At 54.6% G+C, this 19,505-nt stretch carries 17 protein-coding genes; 9 read left to right on the forward strand and 8 right to left on the reverse strand.

All coding sequences use genetic code 11. The features are described from left to right. Positions 1 to 157: 157 nt before the first annotated feature. Positions 158 to 865: a FadR/GntR family transcriptional regulator gene (locus C5687_RS18755; RefSeq protein WP_025756946.1), complete on the forward strand. Its 708-nt coding sequence runs from the start codon at positions 158 to 160 to the stop codon at positions 863 to 865. Beyond that, positions 862 to 2,295, forward strand: a complete 1,434-nt coding sequence (gene mdtD / locus C5687_RS18760; protein WP_047959737.1) for a multidrug transporter subunit MdtD — start codon at positions 862 to 864, stop codon at positions 2,293 to 2,295. Before C5687_RS18755 ends, mdtD begins: the two co-directional genes overlap by 4 nt. On the opposite strand, the gene rbsR is transcribed toward mdtD, so the two are convergent. From rbsR to kup, 7 genes are all read right to left on the reverse strand, one after another. Continuing rightward, complete coding sequence (gene rbsR, locus C5687_RS18765; RefSeq protein ID WP_025756948.1) at positions 2,261 to 3,253, reverse strand: ribose operon transcriptional repressor RbsR; 993 nt, start codon at positions 3,251 to 3,253, stop codon at positions 2,261 to 2,263. The two genes, mdtD and rbsR, sit on opposite strands and share 35 nt — an antisense overlap. Before the next feature lie 3 nt (positions 3,254 to 3,256). Next, positions 3,257 to 4,186, reverse strand: a complete 930-nt coding sequence (gene rbsK, locus C5687_RS18770) for a ribokinase (protein WP_047959870.1) — start codon at positions 4,184 to 4,186, stop codon at positions 3,257 to 3,259. Positions 4,187 to 4,292: 106 nt separating this feature from the next. Beyond that, the gene (gene rbsB, locus C5687_RS18775) at positions 4,293 to 5,183 is read right to left on the reverse strand and encodes a ribose ABC transporter substrate-binding protein RbsB (protein WP_013099394.1); all 891 of its coding nucleotides are present in this window, start codon (positions 5,181 to 5,183) and stop codon (positions 4,293 to 4,295) included. A 27-nt stretch (positions 5,184 to 5,210) separates the two neighbouring features. Further along, a complete protein-coding gene (gene rbsC, locus C5687_RS18780) occupies positions 5,211 to 6,176 on the reverse strand; it encodes a ribose ABC transporter permease (protein WP_025756950.1) in 966 nt (321 codons plus the stop codon). A gap of 4 nt (positions 6,177 to 6,180) precedes the next feature. Then, a complete protein-coding gene (gene rbsA, locus C5687_RS18785; RefSeq protein ID WP_045285351.1) occupies positions 6,181 to 7,686 on the reverse strand; it encodes a ribose ABC transporter ATP-binding protein RbsA in 1,506 nt (501 codons plus the stop codon). 7 nt (positions 7,687 to 7,693) lie between these two features. Further along, complete coding sequence (gene rbsD / locus C5687_RS18790) at positions 7,694 to 8,113, reverse strand: D-ribose pyranase (RefSeq protein ID WP_008503495.1); 420 nt, start codon at positions 8,111 to 8,113, stop codon at positions 7,694 to 7,696. Positions 8,114 to 8,338: 225 nt separating this feature from the next. After that, positions 8,339 to 10,207, reverse strand: coding sequence for a low affinity potassium transporter Kup (gene kup / locus C5687_RS18795; protein ID WP_008500202.1), 1,869 nt, complete (start codon positions 10,205 to 10,207; stop codon positions 8,339 to 8,341). A gap of 222 nt (positions 10,208 to 10,429) precedes the next feature. Between kup and ravA the strand changes: the two genes are divergently transcribed. Both ravA and viaA read left to right on the forward strand, forming a co-directional pair. Beyond that, on the forward strand, positions 10,430 to 11,926 hold the full coding sequence (gene ravA, locus C5687_RS18800) for an ATPase RavA (RefSeq protein ID WP_104557553.1): 1,497 nt from the start codon (positions 10,430 to 10,432) through the stop codon (positions 11,924 to 11,926). Then, positions 11,920 to 13,371: an ATPase RavA stimulator ViaA gene (gene viaA / locus C5687_RS18805; protein WP_025756954.1), complete on the forward strand. Its 1,452-nt coding sequence runs from the start codon at positions 11,920 to 11,922 to the stop codon at positions 13,369 to 13,371. The genes ravA and viaA overlap by 7 nt, the downstream gene beginning before the upstream one ends. On the opposite strand, the gene asnA is transcribed toward viaA, so the two are convergent. Continuing rightward, complete coding sequence (asnA, locus tag C5687_RS18810; protein ID WP_045285348.1) at positions 13,372 to 14,364, reverse strand: aspartate--ammonia ligase; 993 nt, start codon at positions 14,362 to 14,364, stop codon at positions 13,372 to 13,374. 151 nt (positions 14,365 to 14,515) lie between these two features. Between asnA and asnC the strand changes: the two genes are divergently transcribed. The 5 genes from asnC to atpI all read left to right on the forward strand — a co-directional run bounded on the left by asnC (position 14,516) and on the right by atpI (position 19,504). Beyond that, complete coding sequence (gene asnC, locus C5687_RS18815) at positions 14,516 to 14,974, forward strand: transcriptional regulator AsnC (protein WP_008500198.1); 459 nt, start codon at positions 14,516 to 14,518, stop codon at positions 14,972 to 14,974. Between the two features lie 90 nt (positions 14,975 to 15,064). Beyond that, positions 15,065 to 15,514 (forward strand): FMN-binding protein MioC, encoded by a 450-nt coding sequence (gene mioC, locus C5687_RS18820; protein WP_104557554.1) that lies wholly within the window; start codon positions 15,065 to 15,067, stop codon positions 15,512 to 15,514. A gap of 374 nt (positions 15,515 to 15,888) precedes the next feature. Then, on the forward strand, positions 15,889 to 17,778 hold the full coding sequence (gene mnmG / locus C5687_RS18830; protein WP_095441476.1) for a tRNA uridine-5-carboxymethylaminomethyl(34) synthesis enzyme MnmG: 1,890 nt from the start codon (positions 15,889 to 15,891) through the stop codon (positions 17,776 to 17,778). A gap of 105 nt (positions 17,779 to 17,883) precedes the next feature. Beyond that, entirely contained in the window at positions 17,884 to 18,507 is a 624-nt protein-coding gene (gene rsmG, locus C5687_RS18835; protein WP_047959742.1) for a 16S rRNA (guanine(527)-N(7))-methyltransferase RsmG, read from the forward strand. A 616-nt stretch (positions 18,508 to 19,123) separates the two neighbouring features. Beyond that, positions 19,124 to 19,504, forward strand: coding sequence for a F0F1 ATP synthase subunit I (atpI, locus tag C5687_RS18840; RefSeq protein ID WP_008500194.1), 381 nt, complete (start codon positions 19,124 to 19,126; stop codon positions 19,502 to 19,504). Position 19,505 lies beyond the last annotated feature (1 nt).

Genomic DNA, 19,505 nt, shown 5'->3' on the forward strand with positions numbered 1-19,505 from the left:
CGTGACAAGAGGAAATTTAAAAAAAGTTTCTATCCGTGTTTTTTTTCACCAACAGAGGTGAAATCAAGCTACAAATTGTTCTATTTGATGTATCTGCAACCACAATCACATCCGAGATGGCATAATTATCAGCATGAATCTTTAAGGAATAAAAGCGATGCCATTAAGCGCGCAACAGCTGGCTGCCCAAAAAAACCTCTCTTATGTGCTGGCCGAAAAGCTGGCTCAGCGGATTTTAGCGGGTAAATATGCCCCGGGAAGCATCCTGCCGGGTGAAATGGAGCTGGGTGAGCAGTTTGGGGTGAGCCGTACCGCCGTGCGCGAAGCGGTGAAAACCCTGACGGCAAAAGGTATGGTGCTTCCACGCCCTCGTATTGGCACACGCGTGATGCCACAAAGTAACTGGAATTTTCTAGATCAGGAGCTGCTCTCCTGGTGGATGACGGAAGACAACTTTCATCAGGTGATCGATCACTTTCTGGTAATGCGCAGTAGCCTTGAGCCTCAGGCATGTCTGCTTGCCGCCACGCTTGGAACGGCTGAGCAAAAAGCGCAGCTTAACGCGTTGATGGAAGAGATGGTGTTCCTGAAAAAACACTTCAATCGCGAACGCTGGGTTGAGGTCGATATGGCCTGGCATGAACATATCTATATGATGAGCGCCAATCCGTTCCTCACCTCTTTTGCTTCTTTATTCCATTCGGTGTACCACACTTACTTTACCTCTATTACCCAGGACGAAGTGGTAAAACTGGATCTGCATCAGGCGATAGTGGATGCCATTCAGGAAAGCGACGGGCAGCAAGCCCTGAGTGCGTGTCAGGCATTACTGGCCGCACCAACCCACCAGCAGGTAAATAAATGACGAAGAAAAAAGCGCGCAGCATGGCCGGATTGCCGTGGATTGCAGCCATGGCGTTTTTTATGCAGGCACTGGATGCCACCATTCTCAACACCGCGCTTCCCGCTATTGCGCAAAGCCTCAACCGTTCCCCACTGGCAATGCAGTCCGCCATCATCAGCTACACCCTGACGGTTGCGATGTTGATCCCGGTTAGCGGCTGGCTGGCCGACCGCTTCGGCACCCGCAGAGTTTTCATGCTGGCCGTGACGCTGTTTACGCTCGGCTCTCTGGCCTGTGCACTCTCCACATCCTTAACAGAGCTGGTGATCTTCCGCGTATTGCAGGGTATTGGCGGCGCGATGATGATGCCAGTGGCACGCCTTGCCTTGCTGCGAGCCTACCCTCGAAGTGAACTGCTGCCCGTGCTCAATTTTGTCACCATGCCGGGCCTGGTCGGTCCCATACTTGGCCCGGTGCTCGGCGGCGTGTTTGTCACATGGGCCAGCTGGCACTGGATCTTCCTGATTAATATTCCGATTGGCGTTGCAGGGCTGCTGTATGCCCGCAAATATATGCCGAACTTCACCACGCCAAGACGCAGTTTCGATATGGGTGGTTTTTTCCTGTTTGGCCTGAGCCTGGTGCTCTTCTCCAGCGGGATGGAGCTGTTTGGTGAGAAGATTGTGGCAACGTGGATTGCACTCTCCGTTATTCTCGCCGGCGTTCTGCTGTTTCTTCTCTATATACGTCATGCGCGCCGCCACCCGACACCGTTAATCTCCCTGGGGCTCTTTAACACCCGAACATTTTCCGTCGGGATCGCTGGCAACATTGCCTCGCGCCTGGGGACGGGTTGCGTACCGTTCCTGATGCCACTGATGCTCCAGGTCGGTTTCGGCTACCCGGCTCTGATTGCTGGCTGCATGATGGCACCCACGGCAATGGGCTCGATTCTGGCAAAATCAACCGTTACGCAAGTGCTGCGCTGGTTTGGCTATCGTAAGACGCTGGTTGGTGTGACGGTCTTTATCGGCCTGATGATTGCGCAGTTCTCGCTGCAATCCGCCTCTCTTCCCGTCTGGATGTTGATCCTGCCGCTGTTTGTACTGGGCATGGCCATGTCAACGCAGTTCACGTCAATGAACACCATCACCCTTGCCGATCTGACTGACGAGAACGCCAGTAGCGGCAACAGCGTGCTGGCCGTAACGCAACAGCTGTCGATAAGCTTAGGGGTTGCCGTGAGTGCAGCGGTACTGCGGTTTTATGAAGGTTTTGACAGCGCGAACACCGTTGAGCAGTTCCACTATACCTTTATTACCATGGGTGCGCTCACCGTGGTTTCGGCGCTGGTCTTTATGCTGTTAAAACCGAAAGACGGACGCAACCTGATCAAAGAACGCCACAAAACAAAGGCTAAACCGAACCCCGTTCCATCAGAACAGGAGTAAGCTGCAGACGTTGCTGCTGCAGTGTGGGCTGTGCCATCCGGTGGATCAACACATCGATGGCCAGTTCACCCAGTTCATCCTTCGGCTGATGGATTGTGGTCAGCGGGGGAGTCATGTAGCTGGCCAGTTCGATATCATCGTAGCCAATTATCGCCATATCGTCCGGAACACGCAGTCCCGCCTGGTACAACGCCTTATAGGCCCCAAATGCCATGGCATCGTTACCAATAAAGACCGCTTGTGGGCGCTGCGCTTGCGCCAGCAATGTCTGCATCGCCTCGAAGCCGCCATGAAATTCAAAATCACCGGTAATACGGTAGCCTTCAGGAACAGAAAGCCCCGCCCGCGCCATTGCGGCAAGATACCCCTCCAGACGCAAACGCGCGGGGGTTTTGTCCAGTGGACCAGTAATGCAGGCAATGCGGGTATGGCCTTTATCGATCAGATACTGGGTGGCCATGTCGCCCCCCAGCAGAGAGTTATCCTGAATAAGATCGCTGGTGCCGTCGAACGGCGCCCAGTCCATCATCACCGTAGGGATAGAAGGGTAGCGCTGAATGATCTCTTTCGAGGGCTGATGCGTTTCGGTACAGAGCAGCAGTAACCCGTCGACGCGTTTTTGCATTAGCGTTTCCAGATTACGGTTCATGCGCTGCTCGTCCCCTTCGGTATTACACAGCACCAGACTGTAGCCACGCTCGAAGCAGCTGCGCTCTACGCCGCGAACCAGTTCAGAATAAAAGGGGTTGGTACTGGCGGTGATCAGCATACCGATGGTACGCGTCTGGTTCAGCTTGAGGCTGCGCGCCAGCGCCGACGGCGCATAGTTTAGCTCTTTAATGGCAGCGTCGACTTTCTCCCGAATCGCCTCGCTGACGAAGCGATCGTTATTAATCACGTGAGAGACTGTCGACGTAGAAACGCCCGCCAGGCGGGCGACATCTTTCATTGTGGCCAAGCGTTACCCCTGCTGACTTAAGAATTCATCGATCTCTTTACGCCACGGAACGGAAGGCTGGGCACCTTTGCGCGTAACGGCGATAGCCGCGGCAGCATGTGCGAAGCGGATCGCATCATCCAGGTTTTTGCCTTCCAGCAGCGCGGTCACCAGTGCACCATTGAAGGTGTCTCCCGCCGCGATGGTATCAATCGCTTTCACCTTAAAGCCCGGCACGCGACGGCCTTCGCCGTTTACGCTTGCCCACACCCCACGGCTGCCGAGGGTGATAATCACGGTACCAATGCCTTTGTCGTGCAGCGCCTGCGCGGCACGCGCTGCATCGCCATCATTTTCAACACGAATGCCCGTCAGTTTTTCGGCTTCAGTTTCGTTGGGTGTGATGATGTCCACCAGCGCCAGCAATTCGTCTGATAATACACGGGCAGGCGCAGGATTAAGTACGACAGTGGTATGATTTTCATGCGCTATTTTAGCGGCCGCCAGGACGCTTTCGACCGGCGATTCCAGCTGCATCAGTAACGCTTCAGCATTTGCGACACGCTCACGTTGCGCCTCAACACGCTCAGTGGTTAATGCAGCGTTAGCACCAGCATGAATACCGATGACATTCTCACCTTCTGCGTTGACGAAAATCAGCGCCACACCGGTAGATTCCCCAGCAACTACGCTCACTGGCGCGATATCGATGTTATCGCCTGCCAGCTGCTTGCGGACACGCTCGCCGGTATCGTCATCACCCGTGCAGGCGATAAACGCGATATTCGCCCCACTGCGCCCCGCAGCAACGGCCTGGTTTGCACCTTTACCGCCAAATGCCACCTGATACTGGTTACCGGTGACGGTTTCGCCCGGCGTCGGGAATGATTCAAGGTTAAGAATGTGATCGGCATTGATACTGCCAAGGACGACGAGGTTGCCTGCGGTTTTCATGGTTGGGTTGTCCATCTGAGAGCGCCACCGGAGTTACCCGGTGGCGTATGCCACACTTTTCTTTATTGGTGTCCCTCAGGCAGCCAGCGACTGCCTGAATCGCCTTTTACTGCTTAATAACCAGTTTCAGGTCAACAGGGTATTTGGCCTGAACTTTTTCGCCCTTCAGCACTTTGTCAGCAGTCTGCACGCCAGTCGCGCCAATCTGCTCAGGCAGCTGAGCGATGGTTGCAGCCAGTTTGCCATCATTTACCGCTTTTTCACCATCCGGCGTGCCGTCAAATCCGACAACCATCACATCAGATTTACCGGCAGTCTGCAGGGCACGCAGCGCGCCCAGCGCCATTTCGTCGTTCTGTGCGAACACAGCCTGCACGTCAGGGTGGGCGGTCAGCAGGTTCTGCATGACGTTCAGACCTTTAGTACGGTCGAAGTCAGCTGGCTGGCTGGCCAGTACGTTGAATTTATGCGCTGCCACCGCCTGCTGGAAGCCTTCGCCGCGCTCGCGGGCGGCAGACGTACCGGCAATCCCCTGCAGTTCGATCACTTTCGCGCCTTCACCGGCTTTCTTCGCGATGTAGTCACCGGCGATTTTACCGCCCAGCACGTTGTCAGACGCGATATGGCTCACCACGTCACCTTTGGTTGCCTGACGGTCCAGGGTGATCACCGGGATTTTCGCCTGGTTTGCCATCTTAACGGCGTTACCGACGGCGTCAGAATCGGTTGGGTTGATCAGCAGGATTTTGGTGCCGCGAACGGTTAAGTCCTGAACGTTAGCCAGCTCTTTCGCCGGGTTGTTCTGGGAATCCAGCACCACCAGGTTGTAACCCAGTTTGTCTGCCTCTTTCTGCGCACCATCCTTGAGGGAGACAAAGAACGGGTTGTTCAGCGTGGAGATAACCAGCGCGATGGTGTCTTTCGCCATGGCGTTAGCACTTACGGTTGCGCTCAGCGCGACAGCAGAAACCAGGGTAGCCAGTTTTTTCATGTTCATATCTAAGATGTCCTGTAGTGTCGTCAGTTACTGTTTTTTGTTGTCTACCAGTACCGCCAGCAAAATCACCACTGCCTTAACGATCATCTGGTAATAGGAGGAAACACCTAACAAATTCAAACCATTATTCAGGAAACCAAGAATCAGTGCGCCGATCAATGTCCCAACAATGCGACCTTTACCGCCCGCAAGACTCGTACCGCCCAGCACCACTGCCGCAATGGCATCCAGCTCATAACCCGTCCCCGCCGTTGGCTGCGCGGAGGAGAGGCGCGCCACTTCGATGATACCCGCCAGAGAAGCCAGCAGACCACACAGGGAGTAAACGATAACTTTGACTTTATTCACGCTAATCCCGGACAGACGCGTTGCCGCCTCGTTACCGCCCAGGGCATAGATATAACGACCCAGACGAGTGTGATGCAGCATGTACCACGCCGCCAGGAAGACGATAGCCATGATCCAGACCGGAGTAGGGATACCCAGCGGACGACCTATACCGAACCAGCCAAACAGATCGGCATTATCAGTAAAACCGGTATTCACCGGACTGCCGTTGGTATAAACCATGGTCACACCGCGCAGCAGCAGCATCATCACCAGCGTCGCGATGAACGCCTGGACGCGGCCTTTCGCCACAATCACGCCGGTCACGGCACCAATTGCCGCCCCTGCCGCCAGCGCTGCCGCCACGGCCACCAGCGCATTGACTTCAATTCCGACAAGGGAAGCGGCGATCGCACCGGTGAGCGCCAGCAAGGAACCGACGGACAGATCGATCCCTGAGGTCAAAATCACCAGCGTCATCCCGACCGCCATAATGGCGTTCACGGAGGTCTGCTGCAGAATGTTGAACAGGTTATTAACGGTGAAAAAGTTCGGACTCATGGTCGACACAATCGCGATCAGCACCAGCAGGGCAATCAGCGATTTTTGTTCCATCAGCCATGCCTTTGTGAAATAACGGCGACCAGAGACAGCCTGGGTAGTCATCTTCTTACTCCTGATTCACGCGATTAAGCTTGCCCACAGCGGCAGCCATCAGAACTTCCTGGGTGGCCTGCTCGCGAGTGAATTCACCGCCGAGATGCCCTTCATGCATGACGATAATGCGATCGCTCATGCCTAATACTTCTGGCATCTCGGAAGAGACCAGAATGATGCTCAGCCCGTCGGCCTTGAACTGGTTAATCAGCTGATAGATCTCTTTCTTCGCCCCCACGTCTACGCCGCGGGTCGGCTCGTCAAGGATCAACACTTTCGGGCGCGTCATCAGCCCGCGCGCAATCGCCACTTTCTGCTGGTTCCCGCCGGACAACAGGCCGATGGCCTGCTCCATCGACGGGGTTTTGACGTTAAAGAGACGGATAAAATCGCTGACCGCCTGCTGTTCGTCTTTGTGTTTCAGCGTACCGCCGCTATGGCTGAAATAGCGCAGCGCGGTAAGCGACATGTTCTCTTTCACCGACATACCGAGCACTAAGCCGTCGCGCTTGCGGTCTTCGGAGATATAGACGATGCCGTTCGCGAGGCCATCCTGCGGCGAACGGGTCACCACTTCACGACCGTCGAGAGTGACATACCCGCTGGTGCGCGGCAGCGCGCCGTAAAGCACTTTCATCAGCTCGGTACGGCCGGCGCCCATCAAGCCCGCCACGCCCAGGATTTCGCCCTGGCGCAGGGTAAAGGTCACGTCGTTCACACCCGGACCGCAGAGATTGTCCACCTTCAGGCGGATCTCGCCCGGCGCTTTATCCAGGTGCGGGTATTGATCTTCAAGTTTGCGTCCCACCATCATTTCGATGAGCGTATCTTCGGTCAGCGTGGCCACTTCGCGCTCGGCAATAAACTGCCCGTCGCGAAAAACGGTAACGTCATCGCAGATCTCGAAGATCTCTTTCATGCGGTGAGAAATATAGACAATCCCGCGGCCCTGCGATTTCAGCTCGCGGATGACGCGGAACAGGGATTCAGTTTCGGTATCGGTCAGGGCGTCGGTCGGCTCATCCATAATGATGACCTTCGACTCAAAGCTCAGCACCTTCGCGATTTCCACCATCTGCTGATCGCCGATAGAGAGATCGCCGACCAGACGGTCGCTCTTAAAGCGCAGGTTCAGCTTCGCCAGCAATTTGTCCGCTTCGGCATACATGGTTTTCCAGTCGATTTTGCCAAACCGGTTCACAAATTCACGGCCAAGGAAGATGTTCTCCGCAATGGTAAGCTGCGGGATCAGGTTCAGTTCCTGGTGAATGATACCGATACCGGCTTCCTGTGAGGATTTCGGGCCGTTGAAGGTGGTCTCTTTACCCAGCCAGATGAGTGAACCGGCATCGCGTTGATAGATACCGGTCAGCACTTTCATCATGGTGGATTTGCCAGCGCCGTTCTCACCCACCAGCGCCATCACGCGCCCGGGGTAGACGTTCAGCGCCGCACCGGAGAGGGCTTTTACGCCCGGGAACGATTTATCGATCCCTTTGAGTTGCAGTAATGCGTCCATGATGGCCTCAGAAGGTGACACCAGCACAGAGAATAATATTCGCATACGGGGAACACTCCCCGCTGCGAATCACCGCCTGACTGTCTGCGGTTTGTTGTTTAAATTGTTCGTGCGTTGTGTAACGAATTTCTATGGTGTTTCCCTGGTGTTGTTGCAGCTGCTCAAGGTGGCTGAGCAACGTTTCGTGGAGTTGCGGATTATGTTGTTTGATTTCCGCGGCGAGAATGGCTGCCTCAACCTGCATCTCCGCGGTCACAACATCCAGTACCTGCATAAACGAGGGCACGCCCTGGGTTAATGCCATATCAATACGGGTTGTGCTGCGCGGAACCGGTAAGCCTGCATCGCAAACCACCAGCGTATCGGTATGCCCAAGACGGGAAATAACCGACGAGATTTCTGAGTTGAGAACCGTGCCTTTCTTCATTTTCTTGCTCCACTAGCGAAACGTTTCGCTGATATCAGTTTAGTCTTAAGAGTGTTCAGAAAACCACCGTGACGTAACAGATTTGTGATCAACGTCGAAACGTTTCGCTAAGTGAAATGGAGGGGAGGTAAATGCAAAACGGTAACCGTCAGGTTACCGTTTTTTATGTTTGCGCCCTCTCCCGTGGGAGAGGGTCGGGGTGAGGGCATCAGGCCGCACGGAGACTTAAATCTCGACCTGCGTTCCCAGCTCAATCACGCGGTTAGGCGGGATCTCGAACTGGTCAGGCGCACGCAGGGCGTTACGCTGCAGGATAAGGTACAGCTTGCCGCGCAGGCGCAGATACCACGGGCGTTTGCCGATGATCAGCGACTCGTGCGACATAAAGAATGACGTCTCCATCATCCGGCAACTCAGCCCTTCCAGACCACAGCGGTGGAATACCTCTTCCACGTTTGGCGTTTCACGCCAGCCGTAGCTCGCCACCACGCGCCAGAAGGTCGGTGATAACTGCTCGATCTGCACCCGGCGAACGTTGTGTACATACGGCGCATCTTCGGTGCGCAGTGTCAGCAGAATGACGCGTTCATGCAGGACCTTGTTGTGCTTGAGGTTATGCATCAACGCAAACGGGATCACGTTCAGGGCTCGAGACATGTATACCGCGGTACCCGGTACGCGGACCGGCGGTGATTTTTCCAGTGAAGCAATCATCGCCTCAAGAGAATTTCCGTGCTCATGCATACGGCGCAGCAGACGGAAACGCTCGCTCTTCCATGTGGTCATAACGATGAACATCACCAGACCCAGCGTCAGCGGCAGCCAGCCACCGGAAACAATCTTGTCGAGGTTTGCCGAGAACAGCGGCACGTCGATACAGAGGAAGCCCACCAGAATCATTGCCACAAGGAATTTATTCCAGTGCCAGTTTCGGTACGCCACCGTGGTGGAGAGCAGGGACGTCAGCACCATGGTTCCCGTTACGGCGATACCGTACGCCGCCGCCAGGTTGCTGGAGTGCTCGAAGCTGACGATCACAATCACTACCGCGAAATAGAGCAGCCAGTTAACGAACGGGATGTAGATCTGACCCGACTCCATCTCTGAGGTATGGATAATGCGCATCGGTGAGAGGTACCCCAGACGCACAGCCTGGCGCGTCAGCGAGAACACCCCGGAAATCACCGCCTGAGAGGCAATGACTGTCGCCAGCGTCGCCAGGATCAGCATCGGTACCAGCGCCCAGTCTGGCGCCAGCAGGAAGAACGGGTTCTTAATCGCTTCCGGGTTTTTGAGCAACAGCGCCCCCTGACCGAAATAGTTCAGCACCAGCGACGGCAGCACCACGATAAACCATGCCACACGGATAGGCAGTTTCCCAAAGTGCCCCATGTCGGCATACAGCGCTTCAACGCCGGTGATGGAGAGCACGACCGCCCCCAGCGCAACGAAGGAGACCACTTTGTACTCGAGGAAGAAATGCACCGCCCAGTAGGGGTTCAGCGCATGCAGCACTTCCGGGTTAGCAATAATGCTGCGTAAACCAAGCGCTGCCAGGATCAGGAACCAGGCCAGCATAATCGGTGCGAACAGTTTCCCTACCAGCCCGGTACCGTGCTTCTGGATCACAAACAGCAGCGTCAGAACGATGATTGCCAGCGGAACCACCCACGTATCGAGCTGCGGCGCGATAATCTCCAGCCCCTCTATTGCCGAGAGCACCGAAATAGCCGGCGTTATCACCACTTCCCCGTAGAAGAAGCTGCCGCCAATCAGACCGATAATGACCAGCACAGAGGTCATTCTGGCCGAGGTGTTGCGCCCGGCCAGCGACATCAACGTCAGGATCCCACCTTCACCTGCGTTATCCGCCCGCATCACGAAGGAGAGATATTTAACAGAAACCACCAGAATCAGCAGCCAGAAGATGAGGGACAGGAAGCCAAATACGGCATCGCGTTCAACACCAAAGCCAAACTGGCCGGACAAACATTCACGAAGCGTATAAAGCGGGCTGGTGCCGATATCACCGTAGACAACCCCGATCGCCGCAAGCGTTATTGCGGGTAATGATTGCTTATTATCAGTGCTCATAGACTAGTCTTTTCGTTTGAATAACAAATGTGTTCCTGGTCCCTTGGTCCACAAAAAGCGCACAGTATGCACGATTTGTTGCAAAATCGAACCCCTAAATGCAACCGCATTAATGTAGCGCAAAGAAAATTGCGCCGCACTTCAGTCTATTACCAGCCCTGACTGAAACGTCTATACTCGCTTCAATTGGCCGCCACGACGGCGAAAGGATGCAAAACTATTATGGCTCACTCACATTTATTAGCAGAAAGAATTTCCCGCCTCAGCAGCGCGCTGGAGAAAGGCCTTTTCGAGCGTAGCCACGCCATCCGCCTCTGTTTGCTGGCGGCGTTGAGCGGGGAAAGCGTGTTTCTGCTCGGCCTCCCTGGCATTGCCAAGAGCCTGATAGCCCGCAGGTTAAAGTTTGCTTTTCAGAATGCCCGCGCCTTCGAATACCTGATGACCCGATTCTCTACCCCTGAAGAAGTTTTCGGCCCGCTTTCCATCCAGGCGCTGAAAGATGAGGGGCGTTATCAGCGTTTGACCGAGGGGTATCTTCCGGAGGCGGAGATTGTTTTCCTCGATGAGATCTGGAAAGCGGGACCGGCGATTCTGAACACCCTGCTCACAGCGATAAACGAACGTCGGTTCCGCAACGGCGCCAGCGAAGAGAAAATCCCGATGCGCCTGCTGGTGGCCGCCTCAAACGAACTGCCTGAAGCCGACAGCAGCCTGGAAGCGCTGTATGACCGTATGCTGATCCGCCTGTGGCTGGACAAAGTGCAGGATAAATCCAATTTCCGTTCCATGCTGGTCAGCCAGCAGGATGAGAATGAAAACCCGGTTGCCCCTTCACTGCAGGTGACGGATGAGGAGTATCACCAGTGGCAGCAGGACATTGGCAAAATCAAACTGCCGGACGCGGTCTTTGAGCTGATCTACCTCCTGCGTCAGCAGCTCGATCTCCTTCCCTCGGCGCCCTATGTCTCCGATCGTCGCTGGAAAAAAGCAATCCGCCTGCTGCAGGCCAGCGCCCTGTTCAGCGGGCGTGATGCCGTTGCGCCCATCGACCTGATCCTGCTGAAAGATTGCCTCTGGCACGATGCAGAAGGCATGAACCTGATGCAGCAGCAGCTTGAGGTTTTGATGACCGGACACGCCTGGGGGCAGCAGGCGATGCTCAACCAGCTGGGGGCCATCGCCCAGCGGCGCATTCAGCTCCAGCAGCAGCAAAGCGATAAAACCGCGCTGAAGGTGAATCGTCTGGGGGGAATGTTCGCCCGTAAACCGCACTATGAGTTACCCGCTGAACTGACCAGCCCGACGCTGACGCTGTTGCTTCAGCAGCCGCTCAAGCTGCATGACATGCAGGTCGTGCACATTACGCTTGAGCGTGAGGCGCTGGCCCAGTGGCTGGATAAGGGCGGAGAGATCCGGGGAAAACTCAACGGCATCGGTTTCGCGCAGCCGCTTAATATGGAAGTGGACAGTAGCCAGCACCTGGTGATCCGCGACGTCAGCCTGCAGGGATCGCGTCTTGCGCTTCCTGGCACCGCCTCAGACAGCGTTCCCGAAGAGATTAAGCAACAGCTGGAAGCGCTGGATACAGAATGGCACCAGCAGCACACCCGCTTCAGCGAGCAGCAAAAATGCCTCTTTATTCATAGCGACTGGTTAGGTCGCATCGAAGCCAGCCTGCAGGATGTCAGCGCGCAGATCAAACAGGCGCGTCAATGCTAACTCTGGATACGCTTAACGTCATGCTGGCCGTCAGCGAGGAAGGGTTGATCGAAGAGGTGGTGATTACCCTTCTGGCTTCGCCGCAGCTGGCAGCCTTCTTTGAAAAATTTCCGAAGCTTAAAAAAGCGATGACGGACGATCTCCCACGCTGGCGGGAAAACCTGCGTCAGCGGTTTAAAGAGACCGAAGTGCCTCCTGAGTTAACGGAAGAGGTAGCCTGTTACCAGCAGTGCCAGCGGCTCTCCACGTCGCAGTTTATCGTTCAGCTCCCGCAAACCCTGACGCTGCTCGATAATGTTCACTCGCCGTTCGCCAGCCAGGCCCGGGCGCTGGTCACGGATAACGCCACCTTTACCCCTGCTCTGCACACGCTCTTTTTACAGCGCTGGCGCCTCAGCCTGGTGGTGCAGGCCACAACCCTCAACCAGCAGTTGCTGGATGAAGAGCGTGAGCAACTGCTCAGCGAAGTGCAGGAACGCATGACCTTAAGCGGCCAGCTGGAGCAGGTGCTGGTGGAAAATGAGAACGCCGCCGGACGACTCTGGGATATGAGCGCCGGTCAGCTGCGGCGCGGGGACTATCAGCTGATCGTCAGGTACGGGGATTTTCTGGCGCAGCAGCCCGAGCTGATGAAGCTTGCAGAACAGCTGGGCCGCTCCAGGGAGGCAAAATCGGTCCCAAAGAAAGATGCCCCAATGGAAACTTTCCGCACCCTGGTGCGCGAACCGGCTACCGTGCCCGAGCAGGTCGACGGGCTCCAGCAGAGCGATGACATTTTGCGTCTGCTGCCGACAGAGCTGAGCACACTCGGGATGACCGAGCTGGAGTATGAATTTTACCGTCGGCTGGTGGAAAAGCAGCTGCTTACCTATCGCCTGCACGGCGAAGCCTGGCGTGAGAAAGTCAGCCAGCGGCCGGTCGTTCATCAGGATTTTGATGAACAGCCGCGCGGGCCATTCATTGTTTGCGTGGATACATCCGGATCGATGGGCGGGTTTAACGAGCAGTGTGCGAAGGCGTTTTGTCTGGCACTGATGCGCGTGGCGCTGGCCGATCGCCGTCGCTGCTTCATCATGCTTTTCTCCAGCGAAGTGGTGGGTTATGAACTGACGAACCAGCAGGGGCTCGAACAGGCGATCCGCTTTTTAAGCCAGCGTTTTCGCGGCGGTACCGATCTGGCCAGCTGTTTTCGCAGCATTGTGGAACGCATGCAGGGTGGCGACTGGTACGACGCTGACGCGGTGGTGATTTCTGATTTTATTGCCCAGCGGCTGCCGGATGACGTGGTCAGTAAAGTGAAGGAGTTGCAGCGGGTACATCAGCATCGTTTCCACGCGGTGGCCATGTCCGCCCATGGAAAACCCGGCATCATGCGCATCTTCGATCATATCTGGCGCTTTGATACCGGGTTACGTAGCCGCCTGCTCAGACGCTGGCAGCGTTAATTACAGAAGAGAGCCGACGCTTTCGCGTACCTGCTGCGGCCAGACCCCGCACTGAACCTGACCGATATGCGGCAACTGAAGCAGCAGCATAGTCAGGCGGGACTGGCCAATACCGCCGCCGATGGTCTGCGGCATTTCGCCACGCAGCAGCGCCTGATGCCACTCTAATGTGAGACGATCTTCATCACCGGTCACCGCCAGCTGGCGCTTGAGCGCGTCAGCATCCACGCGGATCCCCATAGAAGAGAGCTCGAACGCGTCTTCCAGCACCGGGTTCCAGACCAGAATATCGCCGTTCAGACCGGCATAGTCGCGCTCGCCCGGGGTGCTCCAGTCATCATAATCCGGCGCACGCACGTCGTGGCGTTTGCCATCAGACAGTTTGCCGCCGATACCGATAAGGAACACCGCGCCCAGCTCTTTGGCGATTGCCCGTTCACGGCCTTTGGCATCCAGATCCGGGAAACGGCTCAGCAGTTCCTGGCTGTGAACAAAGTGGATCGACTCCGGCAGAAACGGTGCCAGACCAAACTCTTTGCTTACGGCCGCTTCGGTGGCTTTGATCCCGGCGTAGATCGCTTCAACGGTAGATTTCAGCGTTCCCACGTGACGCTCGCCATCCCCCATGACGCGTTCCCAGTCCCACTGGTCAACGTAAACGGAATGAATGGGAGACAGGCGGTCTTCATCGGGACGAAGGGCTTTCATGTGCGTGTAGAGCCCTTCGCCCGCGCTAAAGTCGTGTTGTCCCAGGGTTTGACGCTTCCATTTCGCAAGGGAATGAACCACTTCGAACTGGGCATCTGGCAGTGTTTTCACTTTTACCTGTACCGCTTTTTCGCATCCAGAGAGGTTATCCTGGGTCCCGTCACCCACGCGGCTAAGGATTGGAGCCTGGACTTCTATCAGCCCAAGCTTCTCTTCCAGCTGGCGGGAAAAATGGGATTTAACGAAACTGATCTGGCGTTGTTTTGCGATATAAGCGGTTTTCATTATTTATACTCCTGCGTCCTGTTGGTATTGATTAAGCAACAGAAATGCCACCTTATTCAATAACCCATCAACAAAAAGCCCCCTTCACTTTTGATTCGTCAGAATAAGACGCTAGAATAGAGGGAATCATTAATCTTCATAAGAAAAAGCTATGGAAAATTATCAGATCGACAATCTCGACCGCGGCATTCTGGAGGCGTTAATGGCCAATGCACGTACCGCCTACGCCGAACTGGCGAAACAGTTTGGCGTCAGCCCCGGCACCATTCACGTTCGCGTAGAAAAGATGAAACAGGCGGGGATCATTACCGGTGCGCGTATTGACGTTAGCCCTAAGCAGCTGGGTTATGACGTGTGCTGCTTCATTGGCATTATTCTTAAAAGCGCCAAAGACTATCCTTCTGCACTGGCGAAGCTCAACGCGCTGGATGAAGTCACTGAGGCCTATTACACCACCGGGCACTACAGCATCTTTATTAAAGTCATGTGCCGATCCATCGACGCCCTCCAGCAGGTACTTATCAACAAGATCCAAACAATCGATGAAATTCAGTCCACTGAGACACTGATCTCACTGCAAAACCCGATCATGCGTACCATCCGCCCGTGATCGGGCAAATTCATTCCCACATTTTCCACAGGTAGATCCCAGCTCGTTCACAGCGTACAATGGCCGTCTCTTTATCTGAGCGAGCGATCAATGGCGGACATTACCCTTATCAGCGGTAGCACCCTTGGCGGTGCGGAATACGTAGCGGAACATCTGGCTGAAAAGCTGGAAGATGCGGGCTTTTCCACACAAACCCTGCACGGCCCGTTGCTTGAAGATCTCCCGACTGACGGGGTCTGGCTGCTGATTACCTCCACGCACGGCGCGGGCGATCTGCCGGATAACCTGCAACCTTTATATGACGAACTGCTGGAACAACAGCCTGACCTGTCAAACGTCCATTTCGGCGCAGTGGGGATCGGCAGCCGTGAATATGACACTTTCTGCGGGGCTATCGAGAAAGTTGAAGCCGCTGTTACCGCTTGTGGGGCAAAACAGTTGGGTGAAACCCTCAAGATCAACATCCTCGATCATGACATTCCGGAAGATCCGGCAGAGATCTGGCTCGCGGAATGGAAAAATTTACTCAAAAACGATTAAAGATCGCGCGAACGGATGTGGATAACTCTGGTTAAAAGCTCGTATTAACCCGTAGTTATCCAAAGAACAACCGTAGCGCCGATTTTGGCCTGTGTATAAAGTCGCGATCTGATCCCAGCTTATACTGGCCAGGATCACCGATCATTCACAGCAAACGATCCTTTCTAACTGCTTGATCTTCTTTATGAGATCGGACTTATCCACACAGGTTCGCGATCCTAATAAGAGATCACATTAGAACAGATCTCTAAATAAAAAGATCTTCTTTTTAATAGCCCAGGATCCCAATGCTTTCTCGAAAGACTAAAGTTGAGTAGAATCCACGGCCCGGGCTTCAATCCATTTTCATACCGCTTTACGCGAGGCAGACCACCATGTTTTATCAGGATCCTTTTGACGTCATCATCATTGGCGGGGGTCACGCAGGCACTGAGGCCGCAATGGCCGCAGCGCGTATGGGTCAGCAGACCCTGCTTTTGACACACAATATCGACACGCTGGGACAAATGTCCTGTAATCCGGCGATTGGCGGCATTGGGAAAGGACACCTGGTAAAAGAAGTGGATGCACTTGGCGGCCTGATGGCGAAAGCGATCGATCATGCAGGCATCCAGTTTAGGATACTAAACGCGAGCAAAGGTCCCGCAGTGCGCGCGACCCGTGCACAGGCAGACCGCGTGCTCTACCGTCAGGCGGTACGAACTGCACTGGAGAACCAACCGAATCTGATGATCTTCCAGCAGGCGGTTGAAGATCTTATCGTCGAGAACGATCGCGTCGTTGGTGCGGTGACCCAGATGGGCCTCAAATTCCGCGCGAAAGCCGTGGTGTTGACCGTGGGGACATTCCTTGATGGTAAAATACATATCGGTCTGGATAACTACAGCGGTGGCCGTGCCGGCGATCCGCCTTCTATCCCGCTGTCTCGCCGTCTGCGTGAACTGCCGCTGCGCGTCAGTCGCCTGAAAACCGGTACGCCTCCGCGTATTGATGCGCGCACCATTGATTTTAGCGTGCTGGCGCAACAGCACGGCGATAACCCAATGCCGGTCTTCTCGTTTATGGGCAATGTGGCGCAGCATCCGCAGCAGGTGCCGTGCTACATCACGCACACCAACGAGAAAACCCACGATGTGATCCGCAATAACCTCGATCGCAGCCCAATGTATGCCGGCGTGATCGAAGGGATCGGCCCGCGCTACTGCCCGTCGATCGAAGACAAAGTGATGCGTTTCGCCGATCGTAACCAGCATCAGATCTTCCTTGAGCCTGAAGGGCTCACCTCGAACGAAATTTACCCGAACGGTATCTCCACCAGCTTGCCATTCGATGTTCAGATGCAAATTGTTCGTTCAATGCAGGGGATGGAGAACGCGAAAATCGTTCGCCCTGGCTACGCTATTGAGTACGATTTCTTCGATCCACGTGACCTGAAGCCAACCCTGGAGAGCAAGTTCATCCACGGTCTGTTCTTCGCGGGCCAGATTAACGGTACCACCGGTTACGAAGAAGCGGCGGCACAGGGCCTGCTTGCCGGTCTGAACGCTGCACGTTTCTCAGCCGAGAAAGAGGGCTGGGCGCCAGGCCGTTCTCAGGCCTATCTGGGCGTGCTGGTTGACGACCTCTGCACCCTGGGTACCAAAGAGCCGTACCGTATGTTTACTTCTCGCGCGGAATATCGCCTGATGCTGCGTGAAGATAACGCCGACCTGCGTCTGACCGAAATCGGCCGTGAGCTGGGTCTGGTGGATGACGAACGCTGGGCACGCTTCAACGAGAAACTGGAGCGTATCGAGCAGGAACGTCAGCGCCTGAAAACGACATGGGTTAATCCGCAGGCGGAAACAGCAGCTGAAGTGAACGCTCACTTAACTGCGCCGCTCTCTCGTGAAGCCAGTGGCGAAGATCTGCTGCGTCGCCCGGAAGTGACCTATGAAAATCTGGTGAAACTCACCGCGTTTGCGCCAGGCCTGGAAGACGCTGAAGCGGCAGAGCAGGTTGAAATCCAGGTGAAATACGAAGGTTACATTGCGCGTCAGCAGGATGAGATTGAAAAACAGCAGCGTAACGAAAATACGCTTCTGCCGGAAATGCTGGACTACCGTCAGGTGACAGGCCTTTCCAACGAAGTGATCGCCAAGCTGAACGATCATAAGCCGGTGTCGATCGGCCAGGCATCCCGTATCTCCGGTGTCACCCCCGCCGCGATTTCGATCCTGCTGGTGTGGCTAAAAAAGCAGGGCATGCTGCGCCGCAGCGCATAACGTTTGAACATAGCCCGGTGGCGCTGCGCTTACCGGGCCTACTGAACCCGTAGGGTGGGTAAGCGAAACGCCACCCGCCAGTAAGCATCTCAACAGGTATTCACCGTGCTCAATAAACTCTCTCGTCTGCTGGATCAGGCAGGCATTTCGCTCACCGATCACCAGAAAACTCAGCTGGTGGCCTATGTCGATATGCTGAACAAATGGAACAAAGCGTACAATCTGACGTCTGTTCGGGACCCTGACGAGATGCTGGTTCGCCATATTCTCGACAGCATCGTGGTGGCACCGTATCTGAACGGTGAGCGTTTTATTGATGTGGGCACGGGCCCGGGCCTGCCGGGGATTCCGCTGTCTATTGTGCGTCCTGATAGCCATTTCACGCTACTGGACAGCCTTGGCAAGCGCGTGCGCTTTTTACGTCAGGTACAGCATGAGCTGAAGCTTGAGAACATCACGCCCGTGCAGAGCAGGGTAGAGGAGTTCCCGGCTGAGCCGCCGTTTGACGGGGTTATCAGCCGTGCCTTTGCTTCTCTTAATGACATGGTGAGCTGGTGTAAGCACTTACCGGCAGAGCATGGCCGTTTTTATGCGCTGAAAGGACAGTTACCTGGCGAGGAAATTGAACAGCTTCCGGACGGTTTTGCGGTCGAGTCTATTGAGAAATTACACATTCCTCAGCTCGAAGGTGAGCGTCATCTGGTGATAATTAAGCCAAACAATTTTTAAAAAATTAATAAAAAATGTGGAATTTGTGCTGTTCTGACCATGTTAAAAAACAGCACAAGTCATGGGGATTTATCGGTGAGCCGTTAACCTCTTTTTCACTAAGGTTTTTCTTACGGTTAACGTGGCGGCGGTTATTTTCCGTGAAGATAGTCATCTGTGAAAATATAAGTCTGCTAAAAGTGGAAGGCAGTAACCAGAACGCAATGTTAATTATTTATTAAGAATGTCAATAAAAGGTTTTTATTGTGTACCGGGCTGTTTTGAAAATAGTTACGGTATTTTGCGTTTAATTTCATAAAGATAAATTTTCACGATTTGCGCCTTTGATAAATACAACCTTATCGCAAATGTGTGTTTTGTGATCCCGTGCACGCTTTATCGCCAACGTTTTCGCGCTGTTTGCAGTTTTGGTCGAAGGTTGGTGCTTTGCGCGAAAGTTAAAAAATAGCGGTGGGGAAAAATATTTAAACATTTATTCACCTTTTCGCTACTTAATGTTTGAAATCACGGGTGCGCACCGTATAATTTGACCGCTTTTTGATGCTTGACTCTGAGCCTTAAAGGACGTTTTATACGACACGCGGCATACCTCGAAGGGAGCAGGAGTAAAAACGTGATGTCTGTGTCGCTCTTGAGTAGAAACGTTGCTCGTAAGCTTCTGTTCATTCAGTTTCTGGCTGTGATAGCAAGTGGACTGCTGTTTAGCCTCAAAGACCCCTTCTGGGGCATCTCCGCCGTGTGCGGGGGTTTGGCGGTTGTGCTGCCAAACGTGTTGTTTATGATTTTTGCCTGGCGTCATCAGGCGCATACACCCGCCAAAGGCCGCGTGGCCTGGTCCTTCGCCCTCGGCGAAGTGTGTAAGGTGTTGCTGACCTTTGCTCTACTGGTGATGGCGCTGGCGGTTTTGAAAGTGGTCTTCATGCCGCTGATAGCAACGTGGGTTTTGGTGCTGGTGGTACAAGTTCTGGCTCCAGCTGTAATCAATAACAAAGGGTAAA

The sequence above is a fragment of the Enterobacter sichuanensis genome, assembly GCF_002939185.1.
Lineage (GTDB): Bacteria > Pseudomonadota > Gammaproteobacteria > Enterobacterales > Enterobacteriaceae > Enterobacter > Enterobacter sichuanensis.